General features: G+C 33.4%; 26 protein-coding genes. 17 read left to right on the forward strand and 9 right to left on the reverse strand.

What is annotated here, in order from left to right:
- The first annotated feature begins 93 nt into the window (after positions 1–93).
- Positions 94–1,842: a M14 family metallopeptidase gene (locus tag D9R05_RS06590; RefSeq protein ID WP_121666421.1), complete on the forward strand. Its 1,749-nt coding sequence runs from the start codon at positions 94–96 to the stop codon at positions 1,840–1,842.
- Here D9R05_RS06590 and D9R05_RS06595 read toward each other — a convergent pair.
- Complete coding sequence (locus D9R05_RS06595) at positions 1,810–2,433, reverse strand: NUDIX hydrolase (protein WP_121666422.1); 624 nt, start codon at positions 2,431–2,433, stop codon at positions 1,810–1,812. The genes D9R05_RS06590 and D9R05_RS06595 overlap by 33 nt on opposite strands.
- 8 nt (positions 2,434–2,441) lie before the next feature.
- Here D9R05_RS06595 and pyrE point away from each other — a divergent pair, with 8 nt between their 5' ends.
- Both pyrE and D9R05_RS06605 read left to right on the forward strand, forming a co-directional pair.
- Positions 2,442–3,086: an orotate phosphoribosyltransferase gene (pyrE, locus tag D9R05_RS06600; RefSeq protein ID WP_121666423.1), complete on the forward strand. Its 645-nt coding sequence runs from the start codon at positions 2,442–2,444 to the stop codon at positions 3,084–3,086.
- 4 nt (positions 3,087–3,090) lie between these two features.
- Positions 3,091–3,483 carry an SRPBCC family protein gene (locus D9R05_RS06605; protein ID WP_121666424.1) on the forward strand — a complete coding sequence of 131 codons (393 nt, stop codon included), beginning with the start codon at positions 3,091–3,093 and terminating at the stop codon, positions 3,481–3,483.
- Here D9R05_RS06605 and D9R05_RS06610 read toward each other — a convergent pair.
- Positions 3,480–4,211: a biotin--[acetyl-CoA-carboxylase] ligase gene (locus D9R05_RS06610; protein WP_121666425.1), complete on the reverse strand. Its 732-nt coding sequence runs from the start codon at positions 4,209–4,211 to the stop codon at positions 3,480–3,482. The genes D9R05_RS06605 and D9R05_RS06610 overlap by 4 nt on opposite strands.
- 92 nt (positions 4,212–4,303) lie before the next feature.
- On the opposite strand from D9R05_RS06610, the gene rsfS reads away from it, so the two are divergent.
- The 6 genes from rsfS (at position 4,304) to D9R05_RS06640 (ending at position 9,168) form a co-directional block, all read left to right on the forward strand.
- Positions 4,304–4,675, forward strand: a complete 372-nt coding sequence (gene rsfS, locus D9R05_RS06615; protein ID WP_121666426.1) for a ribosome silencing factor — start codon at positions 4,304–4,306, stop codon at positions 4,673–4,675.
- Positions 4,676–4,693: 18 nt separating this feature from the next.
- Positions 4,694–6,724, forward strand: coding sequence for an ATP-dependent zinc metalloprotease FtsH (gene ftsH, locus D9R05_RS06620; RefSeq protein WP_121666427.1), 2,031 nt, complete (start codon positions 4,694–4,696; stop codon positions 6,722–6,724).
- A gap of 111 nt (positions 6,725–6,835) precedes the next feature.
- Complete coding sequence (locus tag D9R05_RS06625; RefSeq protein WP_121666428.1) at positions 6,836–7,444, forward strand: LUD domain-containing protein; 609 nt, start codon at positions 6,836–6,838, stop codon at positions 7,442–7,444.
- Between the two features lies 1 nt (position 7,445).
- The gene (locus tag D9R05_RS06630; protein WP_121666429.1) at positions 7,446–8,249 is read left to right on the forward strand and encodes a phosphatidate cytidylyltransferase; all 804 of its coding nucleotides are present in this window, start codon (positions 7,446–7,448) and stop codon (positions 8,247–8,249) included.
- Positions 8,239–8,889, forward strand: coding sequence for a phosphatidylserine decarboxylase family protein (locus D9R05_RS06635; protein ID WP_121666430.1), 651 nt, complete (start codon positions 8,239–8,241; stop codon positions 8,887–8,889). Before D9R05_RS06630 ends, D9R05_RS06635 begins: the two co-directional genes overlap by 11 nt.
- Positions 8,890–8,895: 6 nt before the next feature.
- Positions 8,896–9,168, forward strand: a complete 273-nt coding sequence (locus D9R05_RS06640; RefSeq protein WP_121666431.1) for an acyl-CoA-binding protein — start codon at positions 8,896–8,898, stop codon at positions 9,166–9,168.
- Positions 9,169–9,211: 43 nt separating this feature from the next.
- On the opposite strand, the gene D9R05_RS06645 is transcribed toward D9R05_RS06640, so the two are convergent.
- From D9R05_RS06645 to D9R05_RS06655, 3 genes are all read right to left on the reverse strand, one after another.
- Positions 9,212–9,640, reverse strand: coding sequence for a hypothetical protein (locus tag D9R05_RS06645; protein ID WP_121666432.1), 429 nt, complete (start codon positions 9,638–9,640; stop codon positions 9,212–9,214).
- Between the two features lie 62 nt (positions 9,641–9,702).
- Positions 9,703–10,473, reverse strand: coding sequence for an SDR family NAD(P)-dependent oxidoreductase (locus D9R05_RS06650; protein WP_121666433.1), 771 nt, complete (start codon positions 10,471–10,473; stop codon positions 9,703–9,705).
- A gap of 29 nt (positions 10,474–10,502) precedes the next feature.
- Positions 10,503–10,835 (reverse strand): tRNA-binding protein, encoded by a 333-nt coding sequence (locus D9R05_RS06655; protein ID WP_121666434.1) that lies wholly within the window; start codon positions 10,833–10,835, stop codon positions 10,503–10,505.
- 66 nt (positions 10,836–10,901) lie between these two features.
- Between D9R05_RS06655 and D9R05_RS06660 the strand changes: the two genes are divergently transcribed.
- On the forward strand, positions 10,902–11,462 hold the full coding sequence (locus tag D9R05_RS06660; protein WP_121666435.1) for a thioredoxin family protein: 561 nt from the start codon (positions 10,902–10,904) through the stop codon (positions 11,460–11,462).
- 53 nt (positions 11,463–11,515) lie between these two features.
- Here D9R05_RS06660 and D9R05_RS06665 read toward each other — a convergent pair whose 3' ends face one another.
- Entirely contained in the window at positions 11,516–12,976 is a 1,461-nt protein-coding gene (locus D9R05_RS06665; RefSeq protein WP_121666436.1) for an aminoacyl-histidine dipeptidase, read from the reverse strand.
- A 159-nt stretch (positions 12,977–13,135) separates the two neighbouring features.
- Here D9R05_RS06665 and D9R05_RS06670 point away from each other — a divergent pair, with 159 nt between their 5' ends.
- The 4 genes from D9R05_RS06670 (at position 13,136) to D9R05_RS06685 (ending at position 16,432) form a co-directional block, all read left to right on the forward strand.
- Positions 13,136–14,206 carry a DUF3810 domain-containing protein gene (locus D9R05_RS06670; RefSeq protein ID WP_121666437.1) on the forward strand — a complete coding sequence of 357 codons (1,071 nt, stop codon included), beginning with the start codon at positions 13,136–13,138 and terminating at the stop codon, positions 14,204–14,206.
- A gap of 250 nt (positions 14,207–14,456) precedes the next feature.
- The gene (locus D9R05_RS06675; protein WP_121666438.1) at positions 14,457–14,870 is read left to right on the forward strand and encodes a hypothetical protein; all 414 of its coding nucleotides are present in this window, start codon (positions 14,457–14,459) and stop codon (positions 14,868–14,870) included.
- Positions 14,871–14,900: 30 nt separating this feature from the next.
- A complete protein-coding gene (locus tag D9R05_RS06680) occupies positions 14,901–15,560 on the forward strand; it encodes a class I SAM-dependent methyltransferase (protein WP_121666439.1) in 660 nt (219 codons plus the stop codon).
- A 74-nt stretch (positions 15,561–15,634) separates the two neighbouring features.
- Complete coding sequence (locus D9R05_RS06685) at positions 15,635–16,432, forward strand: TrmH family RNA methyltransferase (protein ID WP_121666440.1); 798 nt, start codon at positions 15,635–15,637, stop codon at positions 16,430–16,432.
- Positions 16,433–16,564: 132 nt separating this feature from the next.
- On the opposite strand, the gene D9R05_RS06690 is transcribed toward D9R05_RS06685, so the two are convergent.
- From D9R05_RS06690 to D9R05_RS06700, 3 genes are read right to left on the reverse strand one after another with little or no spacing between them, the layout of a single operon-like run.
- Complete coding sequence (locus D9R05_RS06690) at positions 16,565–19,291, reverse strand: TonB-dependent receptor (RefSeq protein ID WP_121666441.1); 2,727 nt, start codon at positions 19,289–19,291, stop codon at positions 16,565–16,567.
- Positions 19,292–19,297: 6 nt separating this feature from the next.
- On the reverse strand, positions 19,298–19,984 hold the full coding sequence (locus D9R05_RS06695) for a GLPGLI family protein (RefSeq protein WP_162984915.1): 687 nt from the start codon (positions 19,982–19,984) through the stop codon (positions 19,298–19,300).
- Positions 19,985–20,018: 34 nt separating this feature from the next.
- Positions 20,019–20,726, reverse strand: coding sequence for a GLPGLI family protein (locus tag D9R05_RS06700; RefSeq protein ID WP_121666443.1), 708 nt, complete (start codon positions 20,724–20,726; stop codon positions 20,019–20,021).
- 142 nt (positions 20,727–20,868) lie between these two features.
- Here D9R05_RS06700 and D9R05_RS06705 point away from each other — a divergent pair, with 142 nt between their 5' ends.
- The 3 genes from D9R05_RS06705 to D9R05_RS06715 are packed head-to-tail and all read left to right on the forward strand — an operon-like array spanning position 20,869 to position 24,828.
- Complete coding sequence (locus D9R05_RS06705; RefSeq protein WP_121666444.1) at positions 20,869–22,119, forward strand: M48 family metallopeptidase; 1,251 nt, start codon at positions 20,869–20,871, stop codon at positions 22,117–22,119.
- 19 nt (positions 22,120–22,138) lie between these two features.
- On the forward strand, positions 22,139–24,349 hold the full coding sequence (locus tag D9R05_RS06710) for a RelA/SpoT family protein (protein ID WP_121666445.1): 2,211 nt from the start codon (positions 22,139–22,141) through the stop codon (positions 24,347–24,349).
- 23 nt (positions 24,350–24,372) lie between these two features.
- Complete coding sequence (locus D9R05_RS06715; RefSeq protein WP_121666446.1) at positions 24,373–24,828, forward strand: Fur family transcriptional regulator; 456 nt, start codon at positions 24,373–24,375, stop codon at positions 24,826–24,828.
- The last annotated feature ends 6 nt before the right edge of the window (positions 24,829–24,834 follow it).

Raw genomic sequence — 24,834 nt, forward strand, 5'->3', positions numbered from 1 at the left:
ATTTTAACAGAACAAATTCTAGTACTAAAGTTTACGAACAATTATGGCAAGCCATTAGATTTCTTTACTTTTGGGTACTTCAATTTTTATTTTATGAAAAAAGTCCTCTTATTTTTTCTGATTACAAGTTTAGCGAGTTGTGATTTTTCTAAGTATCGTTTAGTCAAAGAATACGATTTTACAACACGTTTTGAAAAATCTGAAGGAAAAGAAACGGCAACCTATCCTGAAATTATAAAGTTTTATAAAGATCTAGACGATGCGTTTACCTCTATTTCTATGGAAGAATACGGAGAAACCGATAGCGGAAAATCATTGCATTTAGTAATTTACAATCCTGATAAAGACTTCGATTTTAAAAATTTACAAAAAGATAAAAATATTCTTTTTATAAATAACGGAATTCATCCCGGTGAAAGTGACGGCATTGATGCTACTATGATGATGTTACGTGATTTTGCACAAGATTCCATCGAACTTCCAGAGAACACGATTATTGCCACCATACCGGTGTATAATATTGGTGGCGCTTTAAACCGTAATTTCCATTCGAGAACCAATCAAAACGGACCAAAAGCTTATGGTTTTCGAGGCAATGCTCAAAATTATGACCTTAATCGCGATTTTATAAAAACCGATACTAAAAATACACGCGCTTTCGCGGAAATATTTCATCAGTTAAAACCCGATTTTTTTATTGATAATCACGTCAGTAATGGCGCAGATTATCAATACACACTTACGCATCTTTTCACCCAGTACAATAAGTTGTCAGGAAAGTTAGGCAGCTATCTAGAAGAAAGTTTTCGAGTGCAATTAGAAGATAGTTTGGCTAAAAAAGATTGGCCAATTACACCCTATGTAAATGTATTTAATGAAAGCCCAGAAGTTGGTTTTTCGCAATTTTTAGACAATCCGCGCTATTCTACGGGTTATGCTTCGCTTTGGAACACTCCGGGAATGATGGTAGAAACGCATATGCTAAAACCTTACAAGAAACGCGTAAAAGGAACCTATGAATTAATGCTTTCGGCAATTAAAATTTTAGATAATGAAGGCAGAAAAATTAAGAATTTAAAAACGGAAGCCGATAGTATTTTTCAGCAAAAAAACGAATATTATTTTAATTATGAAGTAGATAGTTCTAAAACTTCAACACTTGCTTTTAAAGGGTACGAAGCTGAAAAAATTAAGAGTAAGATTACCGGAAAAGATCGCTTAAAATATGATCGAAATAAACCGTACACGAAAGATGTAAACTATTATAATTCTTATAAACCTAGCGATACGGTAAGCATTCCGAAAGCCTATATAATTCCGCAGGCTTGGTGGAAAGTGATCGATTTATTAAAACTGAATCAAATTGAAATGACCGCGTTCGAAAAAGATTCTATTATGGAAGTTGAGGCTTACAGAATTGAAGATTACCAAACGCGAGAAAATGCCTACGAAGGTCATTATCCGCATTTTGCCACAAAAGTTTCTTCTTCAACTAAAAAAGTTAAATTTAGAAAAGGAGATTTTATTGTTGCAACAAATCAACGAGGAATTCGCTATTTATTGGAAACCTTAGAACCTATGGCGGTCGACTCCTTTTTTAATTGGAATTTCTTTGACAGCATTCTTCAGCAAAAAGAACATTTTTCTCCCTATGTTTTTGAAGATTTAGCCTGGAAACTTTTACAGGAAAATCCTAAATTGAAAGAGAAGTATGAAGCCAAGAAAAAAACTGACCAAGAATTTAGTGATAATTGGTATGCACAATTAGATTGGATTCATAAACAAACTTCGTATTATGAAGAAGCGCATTTAGAATACCCTGTTTTTAGGATGCTGAATTAAATATTCTTTTGGAAAAAGCAGCTTGATATTTTCATAAGATTTTTTGAGTGCTTTCTGCGATTTTTCAAAATTTCGCCATTCAACTTTCGTAATTCCCTCCTTCTCTTGCGGAACTAATTTTCCATCAAAGCTGGTTCTCATTTCAAACCAATAGGTTTCTTTCAACTTATATTTGCCATTCCGCTTTAGAATATGGTACGTGGTTTGTAAAAACTGAGTGATTTCAAGCCCTTCGACCATAGTTTCTTCTTCCACTTCCCGAATAGCCGTTTCCTGTATTGTTTCATTTTTTTCTGCCTTTCCTTTTGGCAAATCCCAACGGTTATTTCGATAAATAAATAAAATTTCACCTTTATCATTAAATACCATTCCGCCACCGGCCACAATTGTTTTCAGCTTTTTTTTAAGGTGCTTTAGAAGTTTTTCTTCTTTTTTATGGTAAAGATTTACATAAAACAAGTCGCCATGCACCACTTGTTTGATAATCCTTTTTATCTTTGCCTTTTTTATAGGAATTGATGTATATTGGTCTCCAATATCCTTTTTTGTAGAAAGAATTATAGGAATGTCATTTACAAAAACTTTATACATTTTCAAGTATGATTTTAGATAAAGAAACAGCTAAAAAAACAGCTGAATTGCTTTTGCAAATTAAGGCAATAAAATTAGATCCGCAAGAACCTTTTACATGGGCCAGTGGTTGGAAGTCGCCAATTTATTGTGACAACAGAATTGTACTTTCATACCCACCTATTAGAAACTTTATACGCGAAAACATGGCTAAAAGCGTTGAAGAACTTTACGGAAAACCCGATGTGATTGCAGGCGTAGCTACCGGAGCCATTGGTATTGGGATGTTAGTAGCCGAATATTTAGGTTTGCCGTTTGTTTACGTTCGCCCGGAACCCAAAAAACATGGAAGACAAAACCAAATTGAAGGTTATTTAGAAACCGGACAAAATGTAGTTGTTATTGAAGATTTAATAAGTACCGGAAAAAGCAGCTTAAACGCTGTAAAGGCATTAAAGAAAGCCGGCGCTAATGTTAAAGGCATGCTCGCTATATTTTCTTACGGGTTTGATGTTGCCAAGGAAAATATTGATAGCGAAGAACTTCAAGTAAACGTGTTGAGTAATTACGATAATTTGGTAGATCAGGCCTACCAAACTAATTATCTGAATAAAGAAGAAGCAGAAACCTTAAAAAGATGGCGATTGGATCCTGCCAATTGGTCTCCAAAATAAACTTATGCACTTAGAAAGTAACAAAAATACCGTACAAAAAAGTCAGCAAGAAACCTTTACGTTTTTAACTGATGTTAGCAATTACAATAAAATAATGCCGGAGAGCATTCAGAAATTTGACATTTTAAGCCAAGACAGCTTTTTGTTTCAGTTAAAAGGAATGCCGGAAATCGCATTACAAATACAAGAAACCAATCCTAATGACACTGTTGTTTTAGGCTCTAAAAGTGATAAATTATCATTTACACTTAAAGCAAATATCAAAGCTATTGACGATAATACAAGTGAAGTACAATTACTATTTGATGGTGAGTTTAATAGTATGATGGCGATGATGATAAAATCTCCGCTTAAAAAATTCATCAATACCTTGAGTGATAACTTAGGTAAGCTTTAGTATAACATTTTTACTTCTTTTACTTCAAAAGATTTTAAAACAGCATCTTCAAACATGACTTCTAAATGGCCTTGTTTGGAGATGTTTTTTATGATACCTGGTTCTTGTTTTCCATCAGGGAACTCAAACATAGAGGGTTTTTCTAAACGAAATAAATAGGTTTTGTAACGTTTTATAATTTCTTCTATAGGGAGTTTTATGGCTGACAAAACTTCTTTCTCTACTTCTTCCACCACAGTTTTTAACAAATAATCTAAATCGTAATCTATTCCTGTTTGTAGTTTTAAAGAGGAAGCTTGTGCTAGACCTGAGAAATTGGTTTGATTTACATTTAAGCCAATCCCGATGATGCTGGCTTTAATGGCATCTCCTTGTAGAATATTTTCGATTAATATGCCACATATTTTTTGTTGTTCTGCCAATATGTCGTTAGGCCATTTTAAATTTAATTTAGGTATATTTAGTTTAGAAAGTGCTTTTAAAACACCAATAGCCGCAAGGGCACTAACTTTAAATTGTTGATCTAAAGGAAGTGATAAATCATTCAACAAAATGCTACACGTAAGGTTTTTGCCCTCTTCAGTGATCCAAGTCGACCCCATTTGCCCTTTACCGGCTGTTTGTTTATTGGCTATTACGCAACAGTTTTCGATAGCAGAATTTTCACGAAATAGGTCGCGCAAAAACGTGTTTGTGGAATCAGTGGCAAGAACTTTGATACTACGCATAAAGAATACAGAGTTATTATAGAAATATTGTTATGTCTAGAAGGCAAAAAAAAGCTAAAAAATAATAACTTTGCTGAAAATAAATAAAATTAATGGTAAAAAAAGAAAATAACACAGACCAACTTATTGCGCATATCCTAGAAGGAATTGAAGAAGTTAAAGGACAAGACATTCAGTTGTTAGATTTAAGAGAGATAGATAATACCGTTTGTGATTATTTTGTGATTTGTAGCGGAACTTCAAATACACAAGTCAACGCCATTGTAAACTCCATTCAAAAAACAGTTAGCAAATCTATTAAAGACAAACCCTGGCATGTTGAAGGAACAGAAAATGCCGAATGGGTTTTAATAGATTATGTAAATGTAGTAGTTCATGTTTTCCAGAAACACATTCGTGAGTTTTATGATATTGAAGGACTCTGGGGAGATGCAAAAACAACTACTATAGAAACGAATTACTAAAAAAAATTATCAGCTAAAATGGCGAAAGAGCAAAAAAATAAAAAACCAGAAAACAAAAAGCCTAAATTTAATTCTTATTGGATCTACGCCGGAATTATTCTTATTTTTTTAGGCATCAATTTTTTTGGTGGAAGTTTTAACGAACCCAACGAAATAAATTCGGCAAAGTTTGAAGAATTTCTCAAAGATGGTGATGTAAAAAAATTAGTGGTTATCAATAAACAAAAAGCAAATGTTTATTTAACCGATAAAGCCAAAGAAAAAGACATTCATAAAAAGAAATCAGAGCCCGGTATTATTCCAACAGGAGAAACACCAGCCTATACGTTCTTTTTTGGAGACTTAAAAAAGTTTCAGGAAGATGTCGAAAATATAGAAAAAGAAAATAATGTTTCCGCTAACATTACTTTTGAGCAAGAAACCAATATGTGGGGCGATATCTTATTAACCTTCCTCCCATTTATTTTAATTTTTGGTATTTGGATTTTCATAATGAGAAGAATGAGCGGCGGTGGCGGTGGCGGCGCCGGAGGCCAAATTTTCAACATCGGAAAATCAAAAGCCAAACTATTTGACCAAAATACGGATGTTAAAACTTCTTTTAAAGATGTAGCCGGTCTAGAAGGTGCAAAAGAAGAAGTACAAGAAATTGTAGATTTCTTGAAACAACCTGAAAAATACACGTCCTTAGGAGGTAAAATTCCTAAAGGAGCTTTACTTGTAGGTTCGCCGGGAACCGGTAAAACTTTACTCGCTAAAGCTGTAGCGGGAGAAGCTAAAGTGCCGTTTTTCTCTTTATCAGGCTCAGATTTTGTTGAGATGTTTGTTGGTGTTGGAGCTTCCAGAGTTCGAGATTTATTTAAACAAGCGAAAGAAAAATCTCCTGCCATTATTTTTATTGATGAAATAGATGCTATTGGTAGATCTAGAGGAAAAAGTAACTTTTCAGGATCTAACGATGAGCGCGAAAATACCCTGAATCAGCTATTAACAGAAATGGATGGTTTTGGTACCAACACCAATGTAATTGTACTTGCAGCTACTAACCGCGCCGATGTTTTAGATAAAGCTTTAATGCGTGCAGGACGATTTGACCGTCAGATATTTGTTGATTTACCTGATGTTCGTGAACGTAAAGAAATCTTTGAAGTGCATTTACGTCCACTTAAAAAGATAGCAAACGAATTAGATGTAGAGTTTTTAGCAAAACAAACTCCGGGATTCTCGGGAGCAGACATTGCTAATGTTTGTAATGAAGCTGCTCTAATTGCTGCCCGTAAAGGAAACAAAGCTGTAGGTAAGCAAGACTTTTTAGATGCTGTAGACAGAATTGTTGGCGGCTTAGAAAAGAAAAATAAAATTATTACACCAGAAGAGAAAAAAGCAATTGCATTTCACGAAGCCGGTCACGCAACCGTAAGCTGGATGCTTGAGCACGCTGCTCCTCTTGTTAAAGTTACAATTGTGCCCAGAGGACAATCTTTAGGAGCTGCTTGGTATTTGCCAGAAGAAAGGCTTATCGTCAGGACTGAACAAATGCTAGATGAAATGTGTGCTACGATGGGTGGTCGTGCTGCAGAAAAGGTGATTTTTAATAAGATTTCTACCGGAGCATTAAGCGATTTAGAGAAAGTTACCAAGCAAGCAAAGGCAATGGTGACCGTTTATGGCTTAAATGACAAATTAGGAAATCTTACCTATTACGATTCTAGCGGACAAAGCGAATATAATTTTACAAAGCCTTATAGTGAAAAAACCTCTGAATTAATTGATAAAGAAATTTCTAATATTATTGAAACACAATATGAGCGTGCGCTTGCTTTATTAGAGGAACATAAAGATAAGCTCACAGAACTTGCAGAAATATTGTTAGAAAAAGAGGTTATTTTTAAAGATGATCTTCAACGAATTTTTGGTGATAGACCTCACGCAAAAAATAATTCGGATAATATAAAGTTGAAATCAGAAGAAAAGCAAGAAGATTATGCTGCTGAAAACACTTCTAAAGTAAACAAAGGAGAAAAACAAGAAACCACTCCAAAGGAATAAAAACGGTAAATAAACCTTAAAAAATCTTGATTTAGCTATGGGTTAAATCAAGATTTTTTATATTTGGACTAAAACCTATAAAAATTTTTATTATACCCCTTAAAAAAGCCTATGAGTCTATTTAGAAAATTTTTACGATCTAAATCTAAATCAGACAAAAATAAAGATTCCAAGGATCCGGAACAGAGTAAATACATGCCTGAACCAGAGACCCCTACCGATGAAAATTTTATGATTAATTTTAAAAAAAACGGGGGTAAATTTTTATACTGTACAGATAAAAATGAGGTGTTAGACGTTTTTCGAGAAATTTTAAAGGAGAATAATTGGCACGACGCTGAAGCTTGCTGTTTTGATGAATCTTTGCAAGAAATGTTTAAAACATCAGATATTAATTTTTCAAAAAAGATTAACGGTTCTTTTTTCTTATCTACTTGTGAATATCTTATAGCGAATACAGGGGCTTTATTGGTTTCATCAAATCAAATAAAAGAAACAAAATTACACGAACTTCCGCATGACTTTATCATTTTTGCAGCAACAAGTCAGCTTATAGACACTATTGGCGAAGGTTTACGCGGAATTAAAACAAAAAATAGGAATAAAATTCCGACAAATATTACCACTATCAAAACTTTTGAAAATAAAGAAGAGAGTGATTTTATGAGTTACGGAAGTACTACAAAAAACCTATATTTGCTGCTTTTGGAAGATTTATAATATGAAGGAATTTATTACGAGGGGCGTATCTGGTGCGTTTTATGCTTTTTTATTGATTACAACTGTCCTCGTATCAGAATACAGCTTTTGGGCTTTAATCTTTATTTTTGGTATCATCAGCTTGTACGAATTGCAAAAATTACTTCAGCTTAACAGCTACCTTTCCTATTTTATCTTTATAGGTTTCCTACTTTTTTTCAGCATCTTTCAATTAAATAACTACGCATTAACGGCACTTTTAATTTTCACACTTTTAATTAAAATTTTACTGCTGAAAGATTTAATGATTATTCATAAAATACCCCTTTTTGAAGGAAAGAAATATTTACTTGTAATTTTTTACTTAATTTCTTCCTTTATATTTATGACATTAATTCCATATTATGAAGGGAATTATGCTCCAGAACTACTTTTAGGATCATTCATGCTAGTTTGGGTGAACGATAGCTTTGCTTACTTAGTCGGCAAAAATTTTGGACGTACAAAGCTATTTGAACGTATTTCTCCTAAAAAAACTGTAGAAGGCTTTTTAGGAGGTTTCTTTTTTTCTTTACTGGCAAGTTATGTAATTTACAATTATACTACTATATTTGACTATAAAATTTGGTTAGGCATAGCAACCATAATCAGTATATTTGGTACATTAGGAGATCTTATACAATCTAAGCTAAAAAGACAAGCCAACGTGAAAGACAGTGGAGCATTAATGCCGGGTCACGGTGGTTTACTTGATAGATTAGACAGTATTCTTTTTGCCAGCACATTTATTTATGCTTATTTATTAATTATACAATATGTTTCATAAAGAAGGCTATAAAATTATAGGAGTTACCTTTTTAATCTGTTTAGGTATCAATCTTCTATCAATCTATTTTATAGAAAAAACCTGGGTAGTACAACTAATTCTTGCACTTAGTATTATCATTTTTATTTTAATTCTTCAATTTTTTAGAAATCCGAAGCGTGGTACAATTATAGATAATTACCAAGCGGTTGCTCCTGTTGATGGTAAAGTAGTGGTTATTGAAGAGGTATTTGAAAAAGAATATTTCAAAGAGAAAAGATTACAAGTCTCAATATTTATGTCTCCAATAAATGTTCACGTAACACGTCATCCTGTTAGCGGTAAAGTAACTTACAGCAAATATCATCCGGGAAAATTTTTAGTCGCATGGCATCCAAAATCCAGTGAAGAAAATGAGCGGACTAGCGTTGTTGTAAAAAATGAACAATTTGGAGAAGTTTTATACAGACAAATTGCGGGAGCAATGGCAAAACGCATTGTAAATTATGCTGAAGAAGGTCAAGAAGTTATTCAAGGAACAGATAGCGGGTTTATTAAATTTGGTTCTCGTGTTGATGTTTTATTACCTTTAAATGCAAAGGTTGACGTTTCGTTAAATCAAAAAGTAAAAGGAGGCGTTAGTGTTATTGCAAAACTGTAATTTCTTATGATGGATAAAGAGTTAGATCATGAATTTAAAGAAGCTTTTAAACGTGCAAGCGAAACTTCTTTACGCTTTCCTCCAGACTTGATGCTTCATTTTTATGCTTATTATAAACGTGCTACAGGAGATAATACACCGCATCAATTAGAAAATTTAGACGAAACACAATTAGTAGGTGCCTTTAAAATGAATGCGCTTTTTCAAGTAAAACATTTATCGCAAGATGAAGCCAAAAAGAAATATATTTCATTAGTAAATAAGCATATTCCTAAATAAAAAAGATTGCCAATCATTAGACTATTTTTTATCAAATAAAATTTTATTTAAGCCATCCTCTTTTTATTGCATAATTAGCAAACCACACTAGAAATACGGCAAAAAGTGTCACCATAATAGGCATAGCAATTGCACCCGGACCATAAACTTCTGTTGCTTTTGCAATAAATAGACTATGATACATTTGCACAATAACTCCCAACAAAGAAATAATTAATACCGGTTTAGCCCACTTTTGTTTTAAAACCAGCCCCAAACAACCAATAGCTCCTCCAAACACTGCTAAAGCATAAGCAATTTCTGTCCATAAAGGATATTTTGCATATAGATTTTGCTCTGCTTCGGGTAATGCGTTGATAGCTTCGGCATCCATTAACAGGTGATTAAAAAAAGCAAATACGCCCATTAAATTCCAAATGAGTAAAATAATACTCACTATTAAAAACCAGGTTGGAGTTTTTGTTCCCTGCATAAGTTCAATTTTTGATTTACTAATAAATTGGAAAATAATAAAAATGTTTTAATACGCTTTTATCATTGTTGCATTTTTTTTACTGTTGATAGTAAAATTCTCTTAGGAATTAATGGCAATAATAGTAACATTATTTTTTGAGACAGACCAATACCTGTTTTTTTTACAAGCTTCCCTTTCATCATAGCTTTATAACCTTCTTTTGCAACTTCATTCACGCTAGCTGGATTATTGAAAAGCATTGTTTTATCCATCCCGGAAACCTTACCAAAATTTGTTTTAGTTGCCCCTGGTAACAATGCTGTTACGCTAACTTTTGAATCTGCAACTTCTCCAGCAATAGCTTGACTAAAGGAAGTTACATAAGCTTTTGTAGCAAAATACGTAGCTTGATTTGGACCGGGCATTAAGCTGGCAATTGAGGAAATATTCAAAATTTTACCTGAATTTCTTTCCAGCATTTCAGGTAAAAATAACCGAGTTAAGCTAGTTAGTGCCATTACATTTAACTGAATCATTGCTAAGTCTTCTTCCAGTTTTCTATTTACAAACTTCCCAACACCCCCAAAACCAGCATTATTAATAAGGTATTCAACTTCAATATTTTTACGTTTTAAGTGATCGAAAACTTCTTTAGGAGCATTTTCTACTGTCAAATCTTTTACTATAACAAGAATAGTTGAATTATACTCAACCTCTAATTCATTTTTTAAAGCATTCAATTCATCTTCGCTTCTTGCAATAATGACTAAATCTCCGCTTGCGGCGTGAATCTCCGCCAACGCTTTACCTATTCCGCTACTTGCACCCGTTATTAACGCTACATTTTTCATTTTTAATGTATAAAATTATACAAGTAATTTTATCCAATCCGCAAACCATTTTCTAGCTTCGCTTCAGGCTGAATGATTGTGATATCCTTTCCATTTACCGCACCTAACACCAAACATTCACTCATGATATTGGCAATCTGTTTCTTCGGAAAATTTACCACCGCGACGACTTGCTTTCCCAACAAATCTTCTTTTTTATAACGTGTGGTGAGTTGTGCAGAAGTTTTTTTAATTCCTGTTTCCTGTCCAAAATCTATATGCATTTTATAGGCCGGGTTTTTCACTTCAGGAAAATCTTCAATTTCTATAATTGTCCCAACACGCATATCAACTTTTTGAAAGTCATTCCAATTTATTTCCATTGCATATTATTTTTCCCATAAAATTAGAAGAATTTTAGTAACTTAAAATTTTAAATTATTTTATTCATGGCATTAACGGAATCAAACGAATTAACATTAGGCACTAAAGCTCCGGATTTTAAGCTCTTAGACACCATAACCAATATAAAATTTTCTTTATCGCAAATCAAAGGAAAAAAAGGAACGGTTATTATGTTTATCTGCAATCATTGTCCGTTTGTAAAACACGTAAACGAAGAGTTAGTCCGTTTAGCTAACGATTATCGCGTATTAGGTTTTGGGTTTGCTGCCATTTCTAGCAATGATGTTAAAAAGCATCCTGAAGATCAACCGGCTTTAATGTATAAAACGGCGCAAGAACTCAATTATACTTTTCCATATTTATATGATGAAACACAAGAAATAGCAAAAGCTTACCAGGCTTCTTGCACGCCAGATTTTTATGTTTTTGATGCGGATTTAGAATTAACTTATCACGGGCAATTAGATGATTCTCGCCCACAAAATGGACTCCCGGTTACCGGGCGAAGTATGCGAGAAGCCTTAGACGCTATCTTAAATAACCGCAAAGCTCCTACTCCGCAAAAACCAAGTATTGGTTGTAATATTAAGTGGAAAGATTCTTAACTAAAAAAGCCTCACAATTTAAGTTGTAAGGCTTTTTTGAATAGAAAATTAAATTATTTTTTTGGAATATTTTTAAGTACTTCTAAAAAGAATTTCCAGAATTTTTGTGTAGAAGAAATACTTGCACGCTCATCCGGAGAGTGTGCTCCACGAATAGTAGGTCCAAAAGAAATCATATCTAAATTAGGATAATGACTTCCAATAATTCCGCATTCCAAACCGGCGTGACAAGCCGCAACATTTGCCTTCTCCCCTATTTGCTTAGTATATAATTCATCTAAAACTTTTAAAATTGATGAATCTGGGTTGGGCGCCCAACCCGGATATTCACCGGAGAAATTCACTTCAAATCCGGCAAGTTCAAATCCGGCACGTAAGGAGTTTGCTAAATCCCATTTATTAGATTCTACAGAAGAACGCGTTAAACAAGAAATTTCTGCCGTTCCATTTTCTACACTTACTTTGGCTATATTATTAGAAGTTTCCACTAAACCTTCAATATCAGGACTCATTCTGTAAACACCATTATGTGTTACATATAAAGCATTTAATAATTCTTTTTGAGCGCTTGCTTTCATTACTTTTTCCGGCACAGCTATTTCTTCTGCAAGAATATGTAAATTCTGCTCTAACGTCTTGTATTCCGTTTTAATAGCTTCACCTAATTCGTTTAAACTTTTCTGAAAAGCTTCCGCTTCTGCTTTTGGCACTACAATTTCAGTAACACTTTCTCTTGGAATTGCATTACGTAATCCACCTCCTTGTATACTAGCAATTTGTATTGCAGTTTGTTCTTGTAAACCATATAAAACTCTATTCATTAATTTATTGGCATTCCCCAACCCTTTAATGATATCCATTCCTGAATGTCCGCCGTTTAAACCATTTACCGTGATTTTATATGCCTTAGAATTTTCTTTTGGAGTTTCTTCTGCGTAATTTTTCATTGCTGTTAAATCTACGCCTCCGGCACATCCAATACCAATTTCATCATCTTCTTCGGTATCTAAGTTTAACAAAATTTGTCCGTCAAGTACATTTTCATCAAGCTGTTTTGCTCCGGTCATTCCGGTTTCTTCATCGATCGTGAAAAGTGCTTCAATAGCCGGATGCTCAATAGTATCGCTTTCTAAAACTGCCATCATCGTTGCTACGCCCAATCCATTATCGGCACCTAAAGTTGTTCCTTTTGCTCGCACCCAATCACCATCAACATACATTTCGATTCCTTGTGTAGCAAAATCAAAATCGGTATCGTTATTCTTTTGGTGAACCATATCTAAATGCGATTGCAACACAATAGTTTGGCGATCTTCTAAACCGGCAGTAGCAGGCTTTTTTATAATGACATTTCCTGCGCTGTCTTCTATAGTTTCTAAGCCTAGATTTTTACCGAAATCTTTCATAAAAGCAATTACACGTTCTTCTTTTTTAGAAGGACGCGGCACTGCATTTAAATCGGCAAATTTATTCCACACTTGACTTGGTTCTAAATTTCTTATTTCTTGACTCATTTTTTTTGATTTACTAGGTTTGTATTAAATGTTTCCACCTGATGAAACATCGCAATTCTTATAAATAATCGCGTTCTTTACAAGAATTCTCGCAAAGATATTGTTTCTCCATTCAACTATAAAATTTGTAGAAGCTGATTTAGTTTGTATTTTTAGGCTGTGAAGAAAAAGATTCAACTTAGCTTAGCCATATTATTCCCGCTTCAAGTATTGGGAATTTCTTTTTTAGCTGATTATCCGGAATTTATTGAGACCTATTATAGCAACGGAATTTATCCGAAAATCTCCTTATTCTTTAGGTTTATATTGGGCTGGATTCCTTTTTCTATCGGTGATTTTTTATATGCTTTTTTAGTTATTTTATGTATTCGGTGGATTTTTATTCGAATAAAAACACGTTTCAAACAGCCTAAAAAATGGTTATTGCAAGCCACTGCCACTCTCTCTTTTCTATACGGGATTTTTCATCTTTTTTGGGGCTTCAACTATTATCGTTTACCGCTACATCAATCACTGGAAATTAAAAATCATTACACAGAAACGGAGTTGATCGACTTCAGTAGAAAGTTAATTGATGAAACGGCAGCATTACATCAGCAACTGGTAAGCGCAGATACTATAAAAGTAGATTTTAATTTCAGTCATCTTGAACTAAAAAAAATGGCCACCAACGGTTATCAAGATTTGGAAGCGGAATACCCACATCTTTACTATCGACAAAAAAGTATAAAGCCCTCACTTTTTACGATTCCATTAACCTATATGGGCTTTAACGGATACCTGAATCCATTTACAGGCGAAGCGCAAATCAACAATTGGATACCTGAATTTAAACTCCCCAGCACCATTAGTCACGAGATCGGACATCAACTGGGTTATGCCAAAGAAAACGAAGCTAATTTTATTGCTTGTTTAAATACTATGAATCATCAAAACACGCATATGCGCTATGCCGGTCACACCTTTGCCTTAAAATATTGTTTGGGTGATTTACTTTTACAAAACCCCTGTGCTGCCGAAAATTTAATCGCTCAACTTCCGTTGGGAATTCGAAAAAATTATCGTGAAGTCGATTTATTTTGGCAAACCCATGAAAATCCGCTTGAACCTTATTTTAAGGAATTTTATGGCGGCTATTTGCAAGTTAACAATCAACCACAAGGCATTGATAGTTATAATTATGTGGTGGCTTTATTAGTTAATTATTTTAAAGGTAAAAATTCTTTATAACAACACTTTAAATTTAAATTCATTAATAATTTTTCAAAGAAGTTTTAGAATTTCGCGCAATTAATATTACCTAAAACAAACATAGATTAAACTTATACATTTAATTCCTAACACAATAAAATTATGCTCGTAAAACATTAAGTACTTATTAAACAAGGTCTTACATGATCCCGTAATTACTTCCTATAAAAATTTATATTTGTACAGATATAACTAACCCAAACCTACTGAATAATACAAATTAGAGCCTATGAAATACAAATTTCATTTACTAATTTCATTCTTTATCATCTTAGCATCTTGCGGTACAGACGAACGAGAAATGATTAAAACCGAAAAAGTTTTAGCTGAAAAATATAACGCAGAAAGTTTTAAATTGAACTTTGTCACCGTTAATAAAACAGCCTACGGCCAAACAACAGAAGATAGAAAGTTACTTTCCATTGCTCTTAAAAACACAAATGATATCGAAAAAATTTTCAAAAACAACACCTATTCAAATGCACGTGCTCAGTCGATCGCAACCTATATTATAGATTCACTCCGTTTTGAAAGTTTGCCATTTCAACCTCGTATCTTAGAAATTAATTTTATAAGTGAAGTAGGTTTTTCCCTCTTAAAAGATGAAGCTAAAAAAACATATACATTTACATTAGATAAATAAATATTTTAATTTTACCTTATACAATGTGATATGAAAATATCTCAGAAAAAAACCTGGCCAACAAAAGATGCTATGGTTCAGATATACGAAAAAAATCTCTGGGGTGGTAAGAATGCTGAATTTTATTCAGGATTGGGCTCGCATCATCCGCAAGTTGTAAAATCTTATGTAGCGGTCGTATCTAGCTTTTTAAAAAGCTTGGAAAGCCCTCCGGTGGTTTGTGACTTAGGCTGTGGCGATTTTAACATAGGGAAGGAGTTGGTACAATATGCCAGCAACTATATTGCTATCGATATTGTGCCCGGTTTAATCGACCATAACAAACAAACATTTAAAAGAAATAATTTAGAATTTTACAGCCTCGATATTGCAAAAGATGAACTACCCTTTGGAGACTGCGCTATCGTAAGACAAGTGCTGCAACATTTATCGAATGCTGAAATAAAAAATATAGTGAAAAAATTATATAATTATAAATATATAATTTTAACCGAACACCTCCCGGAAGAGGATTTTGAACCCAATAAAGACATCATTTCAGGACAAGGTATTCGGCTAAAAAAACAAAGCGGTATAAACCTCCTTACAGCTCCTTTTAATTTTAAGGTGAAAGAAGAAAAACAGCTTTTATCTATGAAATCTCCAGACTTTAAAGGGAATTTAGAGACTATGCTTTACCGAGTAAAATAAGTATGTTATAACAACACTTTTATACTATTTTTATAAATCAAAAAATCATTACTTTTCCTATAGATTCAAAGTTTATGCAAAAGCAAATTAGCAGCATTCAAAATAAGACTGTAAAAAAACTTGTTCAATTACAAGAAAAATCGCGTGCTCGACGGAAAGAGAAATCTTTTATCATAGAAGGACTTCGGGAAATAAACCTTGCTCTAGCAGCAGATTACGAATTAGAAACAATTTATTGTTGCCCAGATATTTTTGAAGAGCCGGAATTACTAATGGAGAATTTTTCTCAGTTCGATACCATTGAGCTTTCCAAAGAAGTTTATCAAAAAGTGGCTTACCGCGGAAGTACCGAAGGAATTTTAGCACTCGCAAAAGCAAAAGAAAACAGTTTAGCAAGCTTACAATTCAATTCAGAAAATCCGTTGATTTTAGTTGCTGAAGCTCCGGAAAAACCCGGTAATATTGGCGCACTTTTACGAACTGCCGATGCAGCAAATGTAGATGCGGTGCTCATAACCAATCCTAAAACCGACATTTACAACCCGAACATCATCAGATCAAGTGTGGGTTGTGTATTTACCAACCAGATTGCCAGCGGAAGTACATCAGAAATTATTACCTATTTAAAAGAAAAAAACATCGCGATTTACACCGCTATTTTACAAGAATCTGAAATTTACACGAATCAAGATTTCACCTCAGCAACTGCAATTATCGTAGGAACTGAAGCTGATGGGCTAAGTGAAGAATGGCGAAAAGCTGCAAAACAAAATATTCACATCCCGATGCAAGGAAAAATCGATTCGATGAATGTATCTGTTGCCGCAGGAATTTTAATTTTTGAAGCGAAACGACAACGGGGGTTTGAGTAATTTTGAAGATAGTTTTAAGTTAACATATTGAATTGGTGTTATACGATTAAGAAGCAAGACCGCTTCGCTTTTAGAAACAAGAAACAAGACTTCTCATTTGATATTTCAAACGAAACGGCGATAAGTTTTTAATTACAACTGATACGTAACTTTCAACAATAAAATTCGGGGTTGAAGAAAAGTTCTCCTGTCGCTGATTAGAAAATTTGAAGCAGTATTATTTCTTCTAAAATTCACATCAAAAACATTCATAGCTTCAACACCAAATCCCCAAGCACTCGATTCTTGCTTGTAGCGTAAACTTGCGTTTCCGATTTGAAATGTACTGGATTGATTGGTATTTTGATTTAAATAATAAGTATATTCATAATCCCCTTCAAATAAAAAATCTTTAAAAAATCGATACTTTATAGTTGCTCTGGGATTGAGTTGTGTAAACCGTGTTGCTTCTTGATCTTTGGAAGAAAAAACACTAAATGATTGTCGAAACGCAATTTCTATGGTTGGAAAATTCTTTTTATAATATTTTCCTTTAACGGAGTACGAGTAATTATTAGAATTATAATCTATACGTTCTGTATTTACAATTCGCGCATAATCTCTTAAATAAGTGTTTCCGTTCACGCTAAGCGTTAAACCAGATTTAAAACGTTTGGATACCGAAACATTTCCGGAATAGGTGTTTTCCGGTAAATCGGTCAGAATACTGGTGTTGATGTAATTGATTCCTTCCAATTGCGTAACTTCCCGAATACTTTGTTCTCGCGCGGCGTACCCCAAACGAATACTGTAATTAATTTTACTGTAATAGCTATAATTTCGATAGGAGACATCTAAATCATGATACAATTCATTTTCTAAATTTTCATTTCCGCTGTAAATGCTGTTAAAACTCATCAACTGAAAACGATTAGCAAATTTTTCGGCATCAGCAAAGGTGGAATTTAAACGATAATCAAACCGGAATTTTTCTACATCATTAATATCCCATTTTGCCATGGCTTCCGGTAAAATAACTGCTTTTTGATTATTGACGATTTCTGAATCAAATTGTTTTGCGCGCCAAGAATACAAATGTGCAAATGCACCGGCGCGGGTTATCCATTTACCAAACATCGCTTTATATTGAAAACCGCCAAAAACATCGATTAACTTAAAATCTAACTGATTATTAAAACCGGCATCTTGAAAATTATTGATGCTTCCATCATCCAACGCTTGATATTCAAACGTATTAAAATCTTTATTTAAATAATTAATTCCCGCGGAAGGATATAAATGATTGGTATTGTTTAAAACCCAATAATGTTTTGCGTCTAATTGAAATAATTGTGAGGAAGAGGAATTGTTTTTTAATAGATTGATATCCTCATTTGGTGTTTCTACAATCGGAATAATCTCATTAAAAATAGGCTGATTAAACAACCAATCAAAATTATTGTCTTTTTCGTTATATTCAAAATTGGTATTGATACTTAGCGTGTGCTTATAAGAAAACTTTTTATTAATACTATTTACATTTGTTATCGAGAACGAACGTGTATCATTATAATCGTTAAAAAAGATATTTTCATTGGCGCTTCTAGAAATGGTTTGATCCCGAATTTCAGCATCAGCATACTTTATAAGAAAATTGGTTTGTACATCCCAATCGTTTAAATTATCGTAACGTAATTTCACTTTCCCCAAGGAAAAAAACTGACTACTTTTATCTTGATTTACACGGTATTCATCTTCTTGTTCTTGACTAAAATAATTGATTTCTTGAACGGTTCTACTTTCTGAAAAAGCATCTTTTACAATTGCATAAGCATCTAAACGAAGGTATTTTGCCAAACGTTCTGACCAACTTGCGGCGCCTAATTTATTTTTGTTTAAAAATCCGTTATTACCGCTAAATAAACTTGCTGAAGGTTGTGTGGCAAATTTATTCTGTGTTCCGCGAAGTGCATAAAAACCGCCTTCAAAATCCATTAAATCTGAATACGAAAAGGCACTTTCACCTGTATTATTAAAATCTCCTAAAACGTTTATACTTCTTTTGGGACTGTAATAAAATATATTTGGATTTACATAATACCGCTCTTTTATGCCACCGCCAACTTCAGATTCACCAAAAGCGAAATTCTTTTTCCCTTCTTTCAGTTTGATATTAAGCACCATACGCTGACTATCATCTAAACCTTTTAGCATCGCAATTTCGGGATCGTTATCTAGCGCTTCTACTTCTTTTACAGCATCGGCAGGAATATTATTAACGCCCAATTTTGGGTCGCCTGTAAAAAACTCTTGCCCTTCGATCATGAGTTTTTTAACTTTTTTTCCGTTTACTTTTACGTTTCCTTCTCGATCTACTTCTACCCCGGGTAATTTTTTAAGAATATCGCGTAGTTTGCGTTCATCGCCGGTTTTAAATTGATCTACTTTATAGCGAATGGTATCTTCTTTTACCACGACTGCCATTTCTTGCTCAATGACCACTTCTTCTAAACTTTCGGTACGTTTAAAAAGTGTATAATTTTTAGTATCACTTTTAGCAATATTCACCGAATCGAGTTGTTTCCCAAAAGCTAAATGCGTAATTTTTAAGGCATAACTTTTTTTCGCTATTAAATCGAGTTTATAGCGACCTTGCTGATCCGTAATAGAAAAAGTAGTTTGTAAAGTAGAATCTTGCGGTGTGGCAATTACATTGGCATGCGCAATAGGATTTTGCAGACTATCTTGGATAATCCCCGAACGTTGCACTTCTTGCGCTTGTAAAGAAACTACGAATAGGATATAAAATAAACCGAAGAAAAAAAAATTTTTCTTCGGTTGAATTGATTTGCAGTTATTTATTAAAATCGTCTTTAACAATGAATATTATTTTCTATTTCTAAACTCCTCTTGGGTATACAGTTCCTCTTCTTTTGGAAAATCTATTTTTACTTTTTTATTTAAAGTGATTTTTCTAGCATAATGCCTTCTTCCTAATTCGTAAACCTCTAAAATAAAACCAGGTAAGCCGTAATAACGATAAGGCCCATAACTAGCAGGGATTTCTTCTGTAAACCAAGCTATTATTGGGTCTTTATTTTTAATTCTTTCGCTATTAAAATAGGTAATCGCCTTTCTACATTTATAACCTAAAATAGATTTGGTTTCATCTGTAATTTTCCAAGGTGTAAATATATTTTTGTATTTTACATAAAAAACTTTACCTCCAATATTACGTATTGAGTAAGGAATATTTTCAATATATAATTGTTCCGTCATCATTGAGTACATGTAAGGAGCAAGACCATTATCAGGTTTCATGATAGGAATTTTTTCAGTAAGCGCACCCTCATTATTAAATTTCACTTTAAAATATGAGCGATCTCCTTTTAAAGCCATTTTAGCATTATTTGCTTGGCTTACATAAAAATCTTTTCGCCGATGATCTGAAATTTTAGAAGTGTCAATAGTCATGCTTTTATATTCAGTACCAAACTCGATTTCTCCTGATTCTTGAGCCTTAACAATAAAGCCTAATAAGACCAATAAAATAAAACAAACTATATTTTTCATTTGATTACTGCATTCTATTATGTTCATTAAAGAATTACCAACCTCTCAACTCTTTTGCTTTTTCTTCTGTAATAATTTTATCTTTATTAGGAATTTTAATGTCTATACTTTCTTTAAAGCTAATATTTCGCGCATAAATATATCTGGTATTATTAAAATACTCTACACCTAAAATTAAACCTGGTAATCCTCGGTATCTTACAGGTCCAACTCCTACAGGAATATTTGGAGTAAACCATACTATAATCTCCTTTTGTTTTCCTTTTACTTCATATTTATGGATAGCTTTTATGCATTCGTAACTAATAATCTTTTTGGTTTCTTTAGTAATTTCCCAATTAAAAATCCTACTATCTTCTATACAATACTCTTTTCCATTAACCTCATGCATAGTACAAAGTTTATTTTCGTTTTGCCTATAAATAAATGGAAACAAAAAATTACTAGCCCTTTCAGCACTGTACATCTCATCATCTTTAGTCATAATAGGGATACGCTCTAAAGCTGCATATTTATCATTTACTTTCAACTTTACATAAGATTCATCATAAGCCAAGGCTCGTTCTTTCATTTTTTCTAATTTCACAATCATTGCTTTTTGATCTTTATCTGAAAAATAAGCGGTATCCATCATGATCCCACGATATTCAACGCCATATTCCACTACAAAAGAGTTGGATTTTTGTGCTTTTAAGATTAAAAAAGGAAATAAAAACAGAAATAAAAAAGCAGAAAATTTCATATACTTAATATAAACGGTTTACAACTCATAAATATATAAACTTTTTAGGAAGCCGCAAAAGCTGTTGTTTTTACAGCTTATTCTAGATATATTGCGACTACTTTAATTATCCATTAAAAATTAATCATTAGTAATTCCGTCTATGACCCCAGAAACATTATTTTATATATTAATTGGTATCATCGTTCTCAATTTTATAGTCGATCAAATTTTAGATGCGTTAAATGCAAAACACTATAACGATCAACTTCCCGCAGTTTTACAAGATGTGTATGATGATGAAGAATACCAACGCTCGCAAGCCTATAAAAAAACACGCTATAAATTTGGGATTCTTAGCTCAACTTTTTCGTTGCTTATAACTCTCGCTTTTTTCTTTTTAGATGGTTTTGCTATAGTAGATGAATTCGCCAGAAACATCAGTAATAATCCTATTTTAATCGCCTTAATTTTCTTCGGTAGTATTATGTTGGCGAGCGATATATTAACCACGCCATTTTCATATTACAGCACGTTTGTAATTGAAGAAAAATTCGGTTTTAACAAAACCACTAAAAAAACATTCTTTTTAGATAAACTAAAAGGTTGGTTAATGGGCGCAATTTTAGGAGGCGGAATTTTAGCACTTATCATTTGGTTTTATCAATTAACGGGAGAAAATTTTTGGATTTTCGCGTGGATTTTAGTCGCCGTTTTTTCATTATTCCTCAATATGTTTTACAGCAAATTAATTGTTCCACTTTTTAATAAACAAACCCCTTTAGAAGAAGGTTCACTGCGGAATAAAATTGAAGAATATGCGAAAAATGTCGGTTTCACCTTAGATAATATTTTCATCATCGACGGTTCTAAACGAAGTACAAAAGCCAACGCTTATTTTTCCGGCTTCGGAAAAGAAAAAAGAATCACCCTTTTTGACACCTTAGTAAACGATTTAGAAGAAGATGAAATTGTAGCAGTTTTAGCGCATGAAGTTGGTCATTATAAGAAAAAACATATTATTTTTAACTTAACAGCTTCCATCATAACCACCGGTTTCACCTTGTGGTTACTTTCATTATTTGTCGGAAATCCATTACTTTCGGAAGCACTTGGTGTTAACCAACCGAGTTTTCACATCGGTCTAATTGCTTTTGGAATTTTATACACGCCAATTTCTGAAATCACCGGATTATTAATGAATTTACTCAGTCGCAAATTTGAATATCAAGCAGATCGTTACGCACAAAAAACCTGGAATGCAGCTGATTTAGTTTCAAGTCTAAAAAAATTATCAAGCAAAAGTTTGAGTAATTTAACACCTCATAAAGCCTATGTGTTTTTTCATTTTTCGCATCCCACATTATTGCAACGAATTCAGCATTTAAAGGCTAGCGAGAAAAATTCTTTTTAGTATATTAGTTGCTATGATGATGACCCAAGAAGATTTAGCTAAAGAAAACAAAAAAATAGCCAAGCAATATAAAGAATTGCTTCGGGTAAGTTACCGCACGCTTAGCGAGGAGGATAAAACCCTTATTAGACGTGCCTTTGAAATTGCGGTAGATGCACATAAAGAGCAGCGAAGAAAATCTGGTGAAGCCTATATATTTCATCCAATTGCGGTAGCTAAAATAGTAGCTTCAGAAATCGGTTTAGATGCTACATCCATTGCGGCGGCTTTATTGCACGATGTTGTAGAAGACACAGATTATACCTTAGCCGACATTGAGCAAATGTTTGGAGAAGTGGTTGCTAGAATTGTTGATGGGCTTACCAAAATAAGTCATTTAAAATCTGAAAAAGATGTTTCGCTTCAAGCGGAAAATTTCAGAAAAATGCTGCTTACCTTAAATGATGATATTCGCGTTATCATTATAAAAATTGCAGATCGACTCCATAACATGCAAACCATGGATGCGATGCGGTCTGATAAGCAATTAAAAATCGCTTCAGAAACCCTTTACATCTATGCGCCGCTTGCCCATAGAATTGGACTATATAACATAAAAACAGATCTCGAAGATTTAAGTTTAAAATATACCGAACCGGAAGTATATCGCGATATTTTCAATAAAATCAAAGAAAGTAAAGAAGACCAAGATGAATACATTAACTCGTTTTCTAAAGTTATTTCTGATTCCTTAGATAAGGAAAATTTTGATTATGAAATAAAGGGACGACCTAAATCTATTTTTTCTATCCGAAAGAAAATATTAAAGCAAAATATTTCTTTTGATGAAATCTACGATAAATTCGCCATCAGAATTATCTACAAAAGTGAACAGCAAGATGAAAAATTCTTGGCTTGGAAAATTTATTCTATAGTTACCGATCATTTTCGTCCTAATCCTACTCGTCTACGCGATTGGATTTCTTCACCTAAATCAACCGGTTACGAAGCTTTACATATCACGGTAATGGGACCAAAAGGCAGGTGGGTAGAAGTGCAGATTCGTAGCGAACGGATGAATGAAATTGCCGAAAAAGGCTACGCAGCCCATTATAAATATAAACATGGTGAGCAGCAAGATGATGAAAACCTAGACCAATGGCTTAATAAATTACAAGATGCTTTAGAAAACAGCGAGGTAAATGCAGTAGATTTTGTTGAACAATTTAAACTGAATTTATACGCTAAAGAAATTTTTGTATTTACACCAAAAGGAGATTTAAAATCACTTCCAAAAGGGGCAACACCTTTAGATTTTGCATTTAGCATACACACCGAAATTGGCATGCAAACTCGCGGCGCGCGTGTTAATGGAAAGCTAGTTCCTTTAAGTCATGAATTAAAAAGTGGTGATCAAGTAGATATTATTACTTCCGGTCACGCAAAACCTACTAACAACTGGCTAGATTACGCTACTACTGCAAAAGCACGTTCTAAAATTAAATCGTCATTAAAAGACGAGAAAAAATCGATTGCCGCAGAAGGAAAAGCTGTACTTATACGAAAATTACGTACCCAGAAAATTCCGTTTAACGATAAGACTGTCAATGAGCTTGTTCGTTATTTTAAATTAAAAACAAGTCTTGATTTATTTTACCGCGTAGGTATTGGCACCATAGATAATACCGCTTTAAAAGAATATGCTGCGTCTAGAAGCAATGCACTAGTGTCTTTCTTTAAAAGTAAAATCACCCGAAAACCAAGTGTTTCCGAAGATCTTGACAAAGATGAAATTACCACTAATTATGATCAGCTGGTTTTTGGTAAAGACGAACAGAAATTAGAATACAAACTTGCCAATTGCTGTAACCCAATTCCCGGCGATCCAGTTTTTGGATTTGTTACTGTAAACGATGGGATAAAAGTGCATAAAAAGAATTGCCCTAACGCCATTCAGTTACAAAGTAATTATGCTTACCGAATCATGACAGCCAAATGGATAGATTCTTCACAAGAAGATTTTAGAGCTGTTATTAAATTAACCGGATTAGATAACTTAGGGCTAGTGAGCGAAATTACCAAAGAGATTTCTAACAACTTACACGTAAATATGCGGACCATTGCTTTTGAAAGTAATGAAAGTGTTTTTGAAGGAAAAATTACAGTAATTGTTAAAAACAAAACCATTTTAAAGAAATTAATAGATCGCCTTAAAAAAATAAGTGGAATTGATAAGGTAACACGCGAATAAAGCGTAAATTTGCATCCTGAATTATGGAAACTACCGATAAGAATAATAACGACCAAGCCGTTGTAAAAAACGTATTTACAAAGTTTTTAGAAGAAAAAGGCCACCGAAAAACGCCCGAGCGTTTTGCCATTCTTCAAGAAATTTATGATAGTGAAGAGCATTTTGATATAGAATCGCTCTACATTACCATGAAAAATAAAAACTACCGCGTAAGTCGTGCAACACTTTACAATACAATAGAACTTTTATTAGATTGCGGACTGGTAAGAAAACATCAGTTTGGTAAAAACCAAGCGCAATATGAAAAATCGTATTTTGACCGTCAGCACGATCATGTCATTTTAACAGATACCGGTGAAGTTATCGAGTTTTGCGATCCAAGAATTCAATCAATTAAACAGACAATAGAAGAAGTTTTTGATATAGAAATCACCAATCACTCTCTCTATTTTTACGGAAACAAAAAATCATCCAAATAATTATTT

It is taken from the genome of Mesonia aquimarina (assembly GCF_003667275.1).
GTDB classification, from domain to species: domain Bacteria; phylum Bacteroidota; class Bacteroidia; order Flavobacteriales; family Flavobacteriaceae; genus Mesonia; species Mesonia aquimarina.